The sequence below is a fragment of the Azospirillum sp. B510 genome (assembly GCF_000010725.1).
Taxonomy (GTDB): domain Bacteria; phylum Pseudomonadota; class Alphaproteobacteria; order Azospirillales; family Azospirillaceae; genus Azospirillum; species Azospirillum lipoferum_B.
Genome location: NC_013856.1, coordinates 129,225 through 143,719, shown reverse-complemented (window position 1 = coordinate 143,719; position 14,495 = coordinate 129,225). Strand labels below are relative to the sequence as shown.

The following is a 14,495-nucleotide window of genomic DNA, read 5'->3' as shown; positions in this document are numbered from 1 at the left end:
GGCGGCACGCATAGGTTTCCAGAATGCAGGCAACCTCATCTCATGGTGTGCATACCAATGACTTTACCGTTCAGCCATGAAATGTTTTATGATCCGGCGGGTTAAAGCTTCCGGAAGCCAAATAATATTGAGGGAAATTATTTCATGGTCGATCAAACTGAAAAGACCACAGCCAAGACTGCCGATAAGGATATCAGCGGGCCACGATCGCTGATGCGTATTCTCGGGCTTTTCGAAGCCCTTGCCGAGGCGAACGACGGAATGTCGCTGGCCGACCTGGGGGTTCACCTCGGAGCACCGAAAAGCAGCCTTCTCACCCTGCTTCGCCCCCTGGTGGCGGAAGGATATCTTCTCCACTCAGGAGGACGTTACCGGCTTGGCGCGCGCATTTTCAGATTGTCTGCCAGCGTGCTGGCTGCGAGAAATCTACGCTTGCTTATCCGGCCCTATGTAGAAAAAATCGCGCTCCGGGTCCAAGAGACTGTTTACTTCTCTGTTTTGGACGCCAGGTCGAAACTGGCGAGCTGCGTGGAAGTCATCGACGGTAGCAACCCGATCCGTTATACGATGCCGGTCGGTAGTACACTTCCTCTGTATTGCTCTGCAGTTGGGAATGTGCTGCTGGCCTATCAGGATGAGGCCTGGCTCGAGGATTACCTGCGGACGGCCAAATTCGAACGAATCACTCCGGCGACTCTGACAAGCGCCGATGAGCTGCGGCGATTGATCGAGGATATCAGAGTGAATAAGATGGCGGTCAGCATTGGCCGTATGGTCCTGGGATCAGCCGCAATCGCTGCACCTGTCTTTACCGCCGAAGGGACCCTGATGGGGACGATGGCGATTGCCGGTCCAGCCGACCGGCTCACGGCAGAGATGATGTCGCTGCAGGCAATCCTGCGCGAGGTGTCAGACCAGGCATCGGGTCAATGGAAGAGCGACACCGTCGTTTGATCAGTGATTCTGACGAGTACTACAGTTGCGGATTTTAGGCTGTTGTGATTCGCTGTCCGTCACGGCCGTAGGCGGAGCAATGACGGTATCAGAGTGGAGCGGAACGACGGTCGATTGGGGTTCGGCGTTGTTGGCGTTGAAGGACTGTCTTTCTCCGGCGCTGGGTCGGTCTGAAACCCGTCGCTCGGCGGGACACTTCATTGATGGCCTCCTTTCTGGCGCGGAGCGCAAGACGGGTTGGCTTTTGGTGGAAGAGGCCGGGTTGGATCGGCCTTACCGTCTTCAGTCTCTTTTGGGCCGGAGTTCGTGGTCGGCGGATGCCGTATGCGATCGAGTTCGCGATTATGCACCGAAAGCATTGGGCGATGACGATGGTGTTCTGGTGGTGGACGAGACCGGATTTCTGAAGAAAGGTGTTCAGTCGGTCGGAGTTGGACGCCAGTATTCTGGGACGGCCGGACGGATCGAGAATTGCTAGGTCGGCGTATTCGTCGGCTATGCCAGCCGTTTCGGACACGCGTTGATCGACCGGCGCCTTTACCTGCCAAAGGATTGGGCTGCCGATGCCGAGCGCCGCAAACGGGCGTCCGTGCCAGAGGCGGTTTCGTTTGCAACAAAGCCGGCGATGGCGTGCGAGATGATCGCCCGCGCATTGGATCACGGATTGCCCTGTGCCTGGGTGCTGGCGGATTCCCTTTACGGATCCGATTACCGTTTCCGTCACCTGCTGGAGAAGCGCGGGCAGCCCTATGTTTTGGCGGTCCGTTCGAACCATACGCTGCGCTTCCTGGAAGAGTGGCAACTCATCCAGACCGATCCGGCCGCCATCATGCAGGGCTTGGCGAAGGACGACTGGAAGACCCTTGCGGCTGGTGAAGCGACCGGGCGCTGGATACGCGCCTGGGCACGCTGAACCTGCGCATCCCCAAGCTGCGTCAGGGCAGTTACTTCCCGCCCTTCCTGGAGGCCCGCAAGACCAGCGAGAAAGCCCTGGTGGCGGTGATCCAGGAAGCCTGGATCGGCGGTGTCTCGACCCGCCGCGTTGACGAGTTGGCCCAGGCGATGGGTCTGTCGGGGATCTCGAAGTCGACGGTCTCCAAGCTGTGCCGAGACATCGACGAGCGGGTCAACGCCTTCCTCGACCGTCCGCTGGAGGGCGACTGGCCTTACCTGTGGCTGGACGCCACCTACCTCAAGCAGCGCGAGGGTGGACGCATCGTCTCCGTCGCTGCCATAATCGCCGTGGCCGCCAACACCGAGGGCAAGCGCGAGATCGTCGGCCTGCACATCGGCCCGTCGGAAGCCGAGGTGTTCTGGAGCGATTTTCTCAAGAAACTCAAGGCCCGCGGCCTGAAGGGCGTGAAGCTGGTGATTTCCGATGCCCATGAAGGGCTGAAGGCCGCCATCGCCCGTGTCATGGGCGCCACTTGGCAGCGCTGCCGAGTCCACTGGATGCGCAACGCGCTCGCCTATGTGCCCAAGGCCCAGAACTCCATGGCCGCCGCCGCTCTGCGCCAGGCCTTTCTCCAGCCCGACGCCGAAGCCGCTCACCAAGCCTTCCGCCATATCGCCGAGCAGATGCGCGACCGATGGCCCAAGCTGGCCTCCTTCATGGACAGCAGCGAGCATGACGTGCTTGCCTACATGGGCTTTCCCGCCCAGCATCGCACCAAGCTGCACAGCACCAACACCTTGGAACGCTTGAACAAGGAGGTCAAACGCCGCGCCGACGTCGTCGGCATCTTCCCAGGTGAGGCATCCATCATCCGACTGATCGGCGCGGTGCTCCTCGAACAGAACGACGAATGGCAGACCCAGAACCCCTACATGCAGGTCGAGGCCATGGCCGAGCTGACGCCGGCCAGTGAAAGCCAACCGGCCATCACCTCTCCACCCAAGGCCGCCTGAACAATGGCCACCTCAGCGCGCATCCGAATTTCCACCATCTTGACGGACGCTATCCGAGCGCCCGCGGCGGGCGTGGCCGGGGGCGAGGCGCCGGTTCCCGGCCGGCCAGCCGGACCCGATGCCGATGGACGCTGGCACGGGCGACGCCGACAGCGGCGCAGGCCGCACTCACAAGACCGCGGTCGGGGGCCAAGGTGGCGATCGCGCTCATCGCGGCGTTTCGTCGCTGTCGGCGGGAGGCAAGGCAATCCCCAACAGGTCCGAAAATTTTTTTCTAGGGCCTGTTGACATTCGCGTTGAGAAGGGGCTTCCTGTGGTCACAGAAATTTGATTCAAGGCTACCAAAAGGGAGGTGGCCTTGGATCGGATTGTATTGCGAGATGATCAGTGGGAGCGGATAGCGCCGCTTCTTCCCGGCAAAGTGGGTGACCCTGGCCGCTCGGCAGCGGACAATCGCCTGTTTTTGGAGGCGGTCCTGTGGATCGTCCGCGTTGGAGCGCCCTGGCGGGACTTGCCCGCAGCGTTCGGCAATTGGAACTCGGTGTTCCAGCGCTATCGCCGATGGGCCAAGGCCGGTGTCTTCGACGAGGTCTTCGCCGCTTTATCGAGCGACGCGGACTTCGAGTACGCGATCATTGATGGCACGATTGTCCGGGTGCATCAGCACGGTACCGGCGCAAGGGGGGGACTCAGGCTCAGGCCATCGGTCGCTCTCGTGGCGGGCTGACGACCAAGATCCTGGCCGTCGTCGATGCGTTGGGGAACCTTGGGCGCTTCATCCTGCTGCCGGGCCAGCGACATGACAGCGTCGGCGTCGAACCGGTGCTGGACGGCATCGAATTCTCCGCCTTGCTGGCTGACAAAGCCTTCGACAGCAACGCCATCCGTATCTTGATCGCCGAGCGAGGCGCGGTCGCCGTCATTCCGTCCAAGGCCAACCGATCTCCCCCGATTCCCCACGACGCCGAGATGTACAAATGGCGCCATCTGGTCGAGAACTTCTTCTGCAAAATCAAAGAATTCCGACGCATCGCCACACGATACGACAAAACTGATACAAGCTTCGCCGCTGCCATTAACCTCGTCGCTACCGTCTTGGTAACACGATGAATGTCAACAGGCCCTAGTACTACAGCCGGTCCTTATCGGTTTGGGTGCGTCGTTTCCAATGGGAGCGCCGTGCTCGCTGTTGGTGGCGTCTTCGCCAGATGGACCAATCGATAATGGCGGTGGGTGGCGCGGGGGGCCGGCCGATCAAGGCGACCAGGAGGGTGCGGATCTCGGGCACGGTCAAGGGCAGAAGATCGGCGGACAGGTCGAGTTGATCCTCTCCCCCCGATGGCCGCCGTGCGCACGACGGTGAGAAAGGCCAGGGCCAGCATGGCCAAGGTGACGTGGCGGTGCCAGCCGGTCCACGAGCGCACCTCGTACTGGTCGAGCCCGACCTCGCCCTTCGCCGCCTCGAAGCAGGACTCGATGGTCCAGCGCGACCCGGCGACCCGGACCAATGTGGCGACCGGCGTGCCTTCCGGGGCGAAGGTCAGATAGTAGGTGAGTTTGTCCGGCTCGGCGATGGAGCGGCGCACCAGCAGACCGCGGCACCAGCCCTCGCGCAGGGAAGCGTAGGTTTTGTGCGCCCAGTCGTAGAGGCGTGGCCCCTTGGCTCCGTCGCCAGCACTCAACCGCTGCCAGTCGGTGGCGGTGAAGCCGGTCGTCCGCTCCTTGACCGTATCGAAGCCCATGGGCGCGCGCTGTTTGCTGGTGATCGCCAGCACGTAGCCCAGCGGTTGGCGCTCCAGCCATAGCCGCAGCGCGTAGTCCCCGCCGTAGACGGAGTCGGCGGTCACCCAGCGGCAGGGCAGGCCGGCTGCCACGGCGCGCTCCAGCATCGCCCGCCCCAGTTTCGGCTTGGTGGCGAAGCCGACGGCGTTGGGGACGCCGGCCATCCGTCGGCGTTCGTCGTTGCCAGCCCAGTCCTCGGGCAGATAGAGAGCGCGGTCGACCAGCACCCGGCCGCGTCGGCTGGCGTAGCCGAGGAAGACGCCGATCTGGCAGTTTTCGATACGTCCGGCGGTGCCGGAATACTGCCGCTTCACCCCGACCGAGCGGGTGCCCTTCTTGACGAAGCCGGTTTCATCGAGGACCAGCACGGCCTCATCGTCGCTCAACCGTTCGATGACATAGGCCTGGAGGTCGTCGCGGACGGCGTCGGCATCCCAACGGGTCCGGGCCAGGAAATCCTGCATCGCCGCCGGCGAGCAATCCCCGGCGGCTTCGGCCAACTGCCAGCCATTCTTGCGATCCAGCGGCGCCAAAAGACCTCTCACGTAACGCAGAGCCCGTTGGCGACCGGCCGCGCTGTAGAAGGACCTCAATCCGCCGACCAGCCCTTCCAGGGCATCGGACCATTCCGCCGCTTCCGTCATCTCGGTCATGCTCGGACCCTCCAGTCGGTTCCAAGCTCAACAGGCCGCCCGGCCGCATATTCCGTCTTTCGCGACCGGCTGTAGTACTAGGACGGCAAGCGTTGCTGGCATGCTCGGTCCTCGAGAACTGCGAGGTAGGTATCCTGATCGCGTCGAAAGCGTGTTCGGCTGACCCGGGCTTGGCGTCGCGTTTCCAGTGTGCTGCGGAGTTTGAGCCATCGTGCTTGGTCGGTTGCGAGATCGCGGGCTGTGAAGGGAGCGATGCGGGTTGCGGTGGCGGCCACGATGCGTACGGAGCCGCGGAGCACCAAGGACGGCGATGCGACTTTGCGCCCGGTGGCCCGTCGCTCATGATGGCGATGACAGCCGAACAGATGTTCGAGATCGTTGTTGGTGCACGGCAGGTCCGGCACGGCGTAGCAGTGGAAGAGACCGGGCCGGTAGCTGGCGGTGACCTTCACGAAGTGATCGACGGCCGCGGTCAGGCCGCGCCGTGTGCTCCATGTGGCGATCAAGCGGTCGTAGCGGGCCTGCACCACAGTGGCGGGATGGTCGGCGGCGTTGCCCAGGATATGGGCTGCCGCGTGCAGCCAGCGGTGGGTTTCGCGCACGTCCGGCCGCACAGTAGCCGGCAACCACCGGCGCGCCGCCGTCCTCGTGCCCTTCGCTCCAGCACTCGATCGGCCGCACCCCGCGCACGGTTTTCTTGAGTTCCTTCTTGGCGTGGCGGTCGGCCTCGAAGAGGGGGCGCGCCGCCTCGCGCAGGTAATGGAACTGGCACAATTGATGCGGTACGCCGGGCAACGCCTCGGCCACCGCACGCCGGATGGAATGCTGGCCGTCGCTCACCACCCCGGTCACCGGCACGGGCAGCGCCGCAATCACTTCCCGCAACAGCCCTGCGAGGTCGGCCTGGGCCGCCGAGAGCAGCGGGCGGGCCAGCAGGACCCGTCCCGACAAGCAATCGCGGATCACCCAAAGCACCTCATGCCCGACGTCCGGCTGCAAGCCGTCCAGCGCCAGGATGACGCGGCCCTGCGCAGCCACCGCCGCCCGGTTTGGCGCATCCAGGACGGTGGCAACCAGTTCATCGTAACGGTCGAGCAGATTGGTGACGCTACGCTCGCTGATCAGCAGCCCGCGCTCGCGCAGGGTGACGTGGATCTCCGGCACGCTGCGATGCTCGCGATGGCGCAAGGACCCGATCAGCGCAATCACGTCAAGCCCGAACTCATGATGCGGCAGAGTGAGTTGCCCTTCCGCCTCCGGCCGATAGGCTCGGTGGTGGCGGGCGCACGCCGGGTTCTCGCACCATTGGATCTTCAGCCGAAGCCGCTCAAACCCGCTCAGCGTCAGCACTGTTCGGCGGTTCTCATAGCGGATGCGCATCCGCAATCCGCACTCCGGACAATCCCGACATTCCGGCACCAAGACACGTTCCGAACCTTGGCGAACCCGACAGACGCGCCGCGCCATAACTCCCTCCAGAGCAATCGCCTCTCGAAGGTTCAACAGCCAGCAACGCTTGCCGTCCTAGGTTTTTTTGGACGTCGATGACCGTCTCGGCCCGCTCCAGGCGGCGCTGGAGGCGGGCGATGTCCTGGCGGGCCTTGGCCAACTCCGCTTCCAACGGGTTGGAGGGGGCCGTCTTCGGACCGCGCTTGAGCGGCTTCAGCGCCTCGAAGGCGCCGGCATCGCGTTGCCGGCGCCAGTCGGTCAGGGCCGACGAATACAGACCTTCCCGCCGCAGGATCGCGGCGATCCCGCCGGTGTCCGCCGCCCGATCCGTCTCGGCGAGGATCCGCAGCTTCTCCGCCGCCGTGAAAGTGCGACGTTTGGGACGCGCCGACATCTCCGGGGGGACTGCAGCGGGCCCGGCAACAACCCGCGGCGTCTCACCGGCGTCGGGAACCGCCTCCGATACAGGGGCGGACAGGGGCATATTGTTGGGCATAACCACGAAATCAGTTTCCTCAGCCCTCAAGCTTAAACTTCAGGGGGCACGGTGTCTCACTCTCATTGGCACAGAGGGACCAGCTCAACTGAAAATCTTCATACGATATGGACGTTCACCGTGTGAGCGATGGTGTGGCCATTGGCATCGGTGACGTCCACCAGGAAGCTGTCGGTGGAACCGGCCGCTCCCTCGGCATGATACTGGTAGCTGAAGCTCGCCCCCTCGCTGTGGCTGACCAGCGAGGCGTTGTGCAGCGACGCGGCGTTGAGCGCGTAGCTGAAACTCTCGCCCGGCTGGTCGCTACCCAGCACCATGCCCTTGTAGTCAGCGCCATGCGCCACGGTGATCGCTTCGCGGTCGGCCGGCGCCAAGGACGGGGCCGGGGTGTTTTCCGGAGTTCCCACCGCGAGCGAAACAGTCTGGGCGCTGACGTGGTTGCTGCCGCCGACTGCGCCGGGACTGCCAAGGTCGATCACGCTGCCGCTGACCGGCAGGGTTCCGCCGGTCTCGATCAGCCGCACCGCCAGCGGAGCCGGCGCGCCGGCGGTCTCCGCGCCGGCCACGAAGCGCACCTGGTCCGACGCCTTCAGCACCAGCGCCGACTGGTCGGACACGCCGGCCGTGATCGCGGTCCAGCTTCGCCCCTGATCGGTACTGAACTGCCAGATCCCCTGCTCGGCGGTCGCCGCATCCCCCACCACCGCGATGCCGGCCAGCGTATCGCCATGCGATCCGGACACCACGTCGGCGGCGTCGCTGAAGTTGCCGGCGAACAGGGTGGCGACTGCCGTGCCGGCCGCATCCGGGCCGCCGGCGCTGGACTGCGGGAGGAGAGCGGACCCGCTGGCGACCGGCGCGTCGTTGACCGCCGTAACCAGGGTCGAAATCACCTCCTGGGTCGAAATCTCCCCGTCGGCGGCGGTGACCAGCCCGACCGTCAAGCCGCCGGGCGCGCCATGCCAGTTCGCCGCCGGCAGGAAGCGCAACAGATCGTCCGGGCGCAGCGTCACCGGAAGCGTCTCTCCGGACGCCAGCGTCGTCCAGCTCGCCCCGGCCGTGGCGCTGTACTGCCACTGTCCCTGCTGCTCGGTCGCGTCGTTGCCGATCACCACGACCGCCAGCGGAGTGGCGACCCAGGACAGGCTGGACAGCGCGACGCCCGGGATCTCCGTCTGATCCTCGGCCACCGGCGGCAGCGGAGGGTCGGCCACGCCGTTCAGCAGCAGGTGGTAGGACACCGTGGCCCCGTTGTAGCCGCCGCCGAAGACATAGACCGAATTGGTATTGTCCGGCGTGAACGCGATGGTCGAGCTGAGAGTCCCGTTGGAATCATCGTTGAAGAAAAAGGAATGCGTATAATAATTCGCGTTGTTCACATCAGTGATCGGCACCCCGTTGCCGTCCAGATTGCCAACGAAGACCAACTGCGATGATCCCGAACCGGAAATGCTGTGCGAATTGGCCTTGGCCAACGCCTCGCCCGTGGTATCGAGACCGCCGGCCGACGGATCGAATCCGCTTTCGAACGCCAGGTAGAGCACGGTATCGCTGCCGTTCACCCCGTTCAGATTGAACGTATAATGGGTGTTCGCCGCGCTCGGCGTCACCGTCTTCAGAACGCTGATGCCGGTCACCGTGGAGACGTCGGCCACAGTCACCGCCACCTGGGTCGGCGTCGCCGAAGCCAGTGACCCGTCATAGGCGCTGACGGTGAAGGCGTTGAGGGTGCCGGTCGCGCCGGAGGCCGGCGTCCACACCAGCGACTCCCCCGACGACAGAGTCGTGGTCCCGGCGGTGATCGCCGTGCCGTTCTTGGTCAGCGTGCCGGAGCTGACGGCGTCGATCCGGAAGCTCAGCGTATCGCCATCGACGTCTGCCTCGTTGGCCGCCGCCGCCAGCGTGGCGTAGCTGATGGTGAAGGCGGTGTCCTTGGTGGCGCCAGTCAGCGTGTTGATCGAGGTCAGGGTCGGGGCGTCGTTGGCCCCGTTGATGGTGATCGTCAGCACGCCCTTGTCGGTCAGGCTGCCATCGGAGACGGTGTAGTTGAAGCTGTCGGTCAGGGTCGCTCCCACGGCCAGCGCGTTGACCGTGCTGTTGCTGTTGTCGACCGCATAGGTGTAGCTGCCGTCGGCGTTCAGCGTCAGCGTGCCGTAACTGCCGGCAAGGCCGCTGCCGAGCGTGCCGGCGGTGCCCGCCCCCTCGGTGCTCCCCGTCCGCACCGCGCTGACCGAGAGGGAGGCCCCAGTATCGACATCGGTATCGTTGGCCAGCACGTTGCCTGTCGCATTACTGCCCGCCGTCCCATTGTTGGTCCCGCCGGCCTCGGTGGCGGAGCCGGTGTCGTTGACCGCGACCGGAGCGTCATTGGCCCCCTGGATCGTGATGGTCAGCGTGGTTGAACTGGTCAGCCCGGCGGTGTCGCTCACGGTATAGGTGAAGCTGTCGGTCAGCGTGTCGGAACTGCTCGCCAACGCCTGTACCGTGCCGTTGCTGTTGTTGACGACATAGGTGTAGCTGCCATCGGAATTCAGCGTCAGCGTGCCGTAGGTGCCGGCCAGCGCGCCGCCGACCGTCCCGCCGGTGATCGCCGAGACCGTCTTGGTGTCGCCGCTGTCCACGTCGGTATCGTTGGTCAGCACGTTGCCCGTGGCATTGCTGCCCGCCGTGCCGTTGCTGGTCCCGCCAGCCTCCACCGCGGTGCCGGTATCGGCCACCGCCACCGGCGCATCGTCGGCCCCGTGAATCGTGATGGTCAGGGTGGTCGAACTGGTCAGCCCGGCGGTGTCCTTCATGGTGTAGGTGAAGGTCTCGGTCAGCGTGTCGGCGCTGGTCCGCAACGCCTGAACGGTCGCGTTCGCATCGTTGACGACATAGGTGTAGCTGCCATCGGAATTCAGCGTCAGCGTGCCGTAGGTGCCGGCCAGCGCGCCGCCGACCGTCCCGCCGGTGATCGCCGAGACCGTCTTGGTGTCGCCGCTGTCCACGTCGGTATCGTTGGTCAGCACGTTGCCCGTGGCATTGCTGCCCGCCGTGCCGTTGCTGGTCCCGCCAGCCTCCACCGCGGTGCCGGTATCGGCCACCGCCACCGGCGCATCGTCGGCCCCGTGAATCGTGATGGTCAGGGTGGTCGAACTGGTCAGCCCGGCGGTGTCCTTCATGGTGTAGGTGAAGGTCTCGGTCAGCGTGTCGGCGCTGGTCCGCAACGCCTGAACGGTCGCGTTCGCATCGTTGACGACATAGGTGTAGCTGCCATCGGAATTCAGCGTCAGCGTGCCGTAGGTGCCGGCCAGCGCGCCGCCGACCGTCCCGCCGGTGATCGCCGAGACCGTCTTGGTGTCGCCGCTGTCCACGTCGGTATCGTTGGTCAGCACGTTGCCCGTGGCATTGCTGCCCGCCGTGCCGTTGCTGGTCCCGCCAGCCTCCACCGCGGTGCCGGTATCGGCCACCGCCACCGGCGCATCGTCGGCCCCGTGAATCGTGATGGTCAGGGTGGTCGAACTGGTCAGCCCGGCGGTGTCCTTCATGGTGTAGGTGAAGGTCTCGGTCAGCGTGTCGGCGCTGGTCCGCAACGCCTGAACGGTCGCGTTCGCATCGTTGACGACATAGGTGTAGCTGCCATCGGAATTCAGCGTCAGCGTGCCGTAGGTGCCGGCCAGCGCGCCGCCGACCGTCCCGCCGGTGATCGCCGAGACCGTCTTGGTGTCGCCGCTGTCCACGTCGGTATCGTTGGTCAGCACGTTGCCCGTGGCATTGCTGCCCGCCGTGCCGTTGCTGGTCCCGCCAGCCTCCACCGCCGTGCCGCTGTCGGCCACCGCCACCGGAGCGTCGTCGGCCCCGTGAATGGTGATGGTCAGCGTCGCCGAACTGGTCAGCCCGGCAGTGTCCTTCATGGTGTAGGTGAAGGTCTCGGTCAACGTGTCGGCGCTGGTCCGCAACGCCTGAACGGTCGCGTTCGCATCGTTGACGACATAGGTGTAGCTGCCATCGGAATTCAGCGTCAGCGTGCCGTAGGTGCCGGCCAGCGCGCCGCCGACCGTCCCGCCGGTGATCGCCGAGACCGTCTTGGTGTCGCCGCTGTCCACGTCGGTATCGTTGGTCAGCACGTTGCCCGTGGCATTGCTGCCCGCCGTGCCGTTGCTGGTCCCCAGCGTCAGCGTGCCGTAGGTGCCGGCCAGCGCGCCGCCGACCGTCCCGCCGGTGATCGCCGAGACCGTCTTGGTGTCGCCGCTGTCCACGTCGGTATCGTTGGTCAGCACGTTGCCCGTGGCATTGCTGCCCGCCGTGCCGTTGCTGGTCCCGCCTGCCTCCACCGCCGTGCCGGTATCGGCCACCGCCACCGGCGCATCGTCGGCCCCGTGAATCGTGATGGTCAGGGTGGTCGAACTGGTCAGCCCGGCGGTGTCCTTCATGGTGTAGGTGAAGGTCTCGGTCAGCGTGTCGGCGCTGGTCCGCAACGCCTGAACGGTCGCGTTCGCATCGTTGACGACATAGGTGTAGCTGCCATCGGAATTCAGCGTCAGCGTGCCGTAGGTGCCGGCCAGCGCGCCGCCGACCGTCCCGCCGGTGATCGCCGAGACCGTCTTGGTGTCGCCGCTGTCCACGTCGGTATCGTTGGTCAGCACGTTGCCCGTGGCATTGCTGCCCGCCGTGCCGTTGCTGGTCCCGCCTGCCTCCACCGCCGTGCCGGTATCGGCCACCGCCACCGGCGCATCGTCGGCCCCGTGAATCGTGATGGTCAGGGTGGTCGAACTGGTCAGCCCGGCGGTGTCCTTCATGGTGTAGGTGAAGGTCTCGGTCAGCGTGTCGGCGCTGGTCCGCAACGCCTGAACGGTCGCGTTCGCATCGTTGACGACATAGGTGTAGCTGCCATCGGAATTCAGCGTCAGCGTGCCGTAGGTGCCGGCCAGCGCGCTGCCGACCGTCCCGCCGGTGATCGCCGAGACCGTCTTGGTGTCGCCGCTGTCCACGTCGGTATCGTTGGTCAGCACGTTGCCGGTGGCATTGCTGCCCGCCGTGCCGTTGCTGGTCCCGCCAGCCTCCACCGCCGTGCCGCTGTCGGCCACCGCCACCGGAGCGTCGTCGGCCCCGTGAATGGTGATGGTCAGCGTCGCCGAACTGGTCAGCCCGGCGGTGTCCTTCATGGTGTAGGTGAAGGTCTCGGTCAACGTGTCGGCGCTGGTCCGCAACGCCTGAACGGTCGCGTTCGCATCGTTGACGACATAGGTGTAGCTGCCATCGGAATTCAGCGTCAGCGTGCCGTAGGTGCCGGCCAGCGCGCTGCCGACCGTCCCGCCGGTGATCGCCGAGACCGTCTTGGTGTCGCCGCTGTCCACGTCAGTGTCGTTGGTCAGTACGTTGCCCGTGGCGTTGCTGCCCGCCGTGCCGTTGTTGGTCCCGCCCGCCTCCACCGCGATGCCGGCATCGGCCACCGCCACCGGCGCATGGTTCACGGGCGATTGCGGGGTCGTCGGCGTGACGGGAGGAGGAAGGGGTGGCGGAGGTGGGGGAAGAGGCGGAGCGGGAGGAGAGGAGGTGGCGTCGACCGGGGCCGGCACCGAGGTCGGGCTGGTCACGGCGGTCGGGCTCGGCACAGGCGGCGCCGGTGGGTCGAGCAACGGCGGCGGCGGAGGGGGCGGCGGAGGGGGCGGAGGTGCTGGTGGGGAGGGAGGAGGGGGCGGCGCGACCACCGGCCCGGTCGGCGACGGATCCGGGGTGCTCGTGGGCGATGCCACCAGAGCGGTTTGTTGCGGTCCGGAGTCCGCGGAAGCCACGGTGACCGGCAGCGTCGACGGATCGGCTCCCGGCAGCGACGACGGTGAGGTCGGCTGGGCCGGAGAGGTTGGCGCAACCTGGGTCGCCGTCTCGGCGGCTTGTGCGGCGGCGGAGGTCTGGGCGGCGTCGCTGCGGGCGTCGGCCATCGACTTGCCGCCGTCCAGCGCGGCGGACAGCGCGGCAACGAAGGTCTGGGCATCACCGCCGCCTTGCGCCGCGGCGCTCAGCGCCTGCTGTGCCCCCTGCCCCGAAGCCAGCGCCGCCAACAGTGGATCGGCGGGCACCGCTGTCGCCGTCTGCTGGGCGTTCGCCGCCGCCGCGGCCGCCCGCCCCTCCGTCACCGCCGCCTGGGTGGAGCGTCCCCCCGCCAGTGCATCGACCACAGAGGACAGCGATGGGTTGCTCAGCACGTCGCCGCTGACCAGCCCCTGCGCCAGGGAGGCGACCAGCCGGTCGCCATCGGACAGCGGCACCCCGCTCGCCGCCAGCGCGTTGCTTGCGGCGTTGGCGGCCTGCGCCGCCTGGGCCATCGCCGCCGCCGGGTTCTGGCCGGCGGCCAGCGCCGCGGTCAGCCGGTCGGCGAAGGTCCCGGCGACTCCGGCGCTCATTCCGCCGGTCATCGCGGCGACCGCCTGCTCGGCCGCCGTTCCGCCCGCCGCCAGTGCCGCGGCAAGTTGCCGGGCCGCGTCCATCGGCACCGAAGGCGGCGTCGCCGCCGCCGCCGCCGCATGGGCGTTGGCGAGCGCGCCGTCAGCCGCAACTCCCGAGGCCAGCGACGCCTGCAATTGCGCCAGGAAGGCGGCGGCATGTTCGGGCGACATGCCGGCGACAGCATCCGCGATCGCCTGGGACGCGGCGCCCCCCCCGGCCGCGAGGGCGGCGGCCAGCTTGTCGCCGGCGGTGGTCTCCACCGCGCTGCCACCCTGTTGGGCATGCGCCGCTTCGAGCGCGGCCTTCAACTCGCTGGCAAGCGGCCGGCCGCTGGCGACGGCGCGGGCCAGCGCATCGGCATCCGGCAACCCGCCGGCCGCCTGCTGCACCACCGCATGGACGTCGGCCCCGCTCGCCAGCGCCTGAAGCAACGGGTCGGTGGTCGCAGGCGCCGCCCGGCCGAGGGCGACATCGTCCACCCAGACCCGGCGCGCCTCCTGCGACGCCGATTCGGGATCCACCCCCTTGGCGAGCAGTTCGACGTAACGATGAACGATCTCGTCGGCGAGTCGCGGCGCGGCGTCCGCCTGCACCCCCTGGGCGGCCAGACGGGTCACGAGGTCGCCGCGAATCGAAGCGTAGGCGCCGCCAACCTCGTCGCCGGCCGCCAACGCATCGATGAATCCCTTGGGCGCAGCCCAACCGTCGAGGTCTATTTCCTCCGCCACGCGGGTCACCCCCAATTGCAACCGCTAATCAGCTTGCCCATCCTGAGTACTGGCCATGCTTATGTTAAGCTTTAGGCGAATCTGATTAAAAGAAACTTA

General features: G+C 66.3%; 4 protein-coding genes and 5 pseudogenes. 4 read left to right on the top strand and 5 right to left on the bottom strand.

What is annotated here, in order from left to right; translation table 11 throughout:
* Positions 1 to 144: 144 nt before the first annotated feature.
* The 3 genes and pseudogenes from AZL_RS21960 to AZL_RS21950 form a co-directional block, all read left to right on the top strand.
* The gene (locus tag AZL_RS21960; RefSeq protein WP_012976647.1) at positions 145 to 954 is read left to right on the top strand and encodes an IclR family transcriptional regulator; all 810 of its coding nucleotides are present in this window, start codon (positions 145 to 147) and stop codon (positions 952 to 954) included.
* A 79-nt stretch (positions 955 to 1,033) separates the two neighbouring features.
* Positions 1,034 to 1,867, top strand: a pseudogene (locus AZL_RS35775) (IS701 family transposase).
* Positions 1,834 to 2,862, top strand: a pseudogene (locus AZL_RS21950) (IS256 family transposase); the annotation flags it as partial. The pseudogenes AZL_RS35775 and AZL_RS21950, both read left to right, overlap by 34 nt.
* A 55-nt stretch (positions 2,863 to 2,917) precedes the next feature.
* Here AZL_RS21950 and AZL_RS35770 read toward each other — a convergent pair.
* Positions 2,918 to 3,136 (bottom strand): annotated as a pseudogene (locus tag AZL_RS35770) (IS3 family transposase); the annotation flags it as partial.
* 78 nt (positions 3,137 to 3,214) lie between these two features.
* On the opposite strand from AZL_RS35770, the gene AZL_RS34635 reads away from it, so the two are divergent.
* Positions 3,215 to 3,972 (top strand): IS5-like element ISAzs9 family transposase gene (locus AZL_RS34635; protein ID WP_148219189.1). Its coding sequence is split into 2 segments (ribosomal slippage): positions 3,215 to 3,542 and positions 3,542 to 3,972, totalling 759 coding nucleotides; the frame shifts between segments, so codons are not numbered across the junction.
* 32 nt (positions 3,973 to 4,004) lie between these two features.
* Here AZL_RS34635 and AZL_RS21935 read toward each other — a convergent pair.
* The 4 genes and pseudogenes from AZL_RS21935 to AZL_RS33585 form a co-directional block, all read right to left on the bottom strand.
* A complete protein-coding gene (locus AZL_RS21935; protein WP_012975478.1) occupies positions 4,005 to 5,297 on the bottom strand; it encodes an IS701-like element ISAzs6 family transposase in 1,293 nt (430 codons plus the stop codon).
* A gap of 77 nt (positions 5,298 to 5,374) precedes the next feature.
* A pseudogene (locus AZL_RS34630) lies at positions 5,375 to 6,677 on the bottom strand (ISNCY family transposase).
* 145 nt (positions 6,678 to 6,822) lie between these two features.
* Positions 6,823 to 7,248: pseudogene (locus AZL_RS34625) on the bottom strand (transposase); the annotation flags it as partial.
* Positions 7,249 to 7,340: 92 nt separating this feature from the next.
* Positions 7,341 to 14,396 carry a beta strand repeat-containing protein gene (locus AZL_RS33585; protein WP_148219582.1) on the bottom strand — a complete coding sequence of 2,352 codons (7,056 nt, stop codon included), beginning with the start codon at positions 14,394 to 14,396 and terminating at the stop codon, positions 7,341 to 7,343.
* Between the last annotated feature and the right edge of the window lie 99 nt (positions 14,397 to 14,495).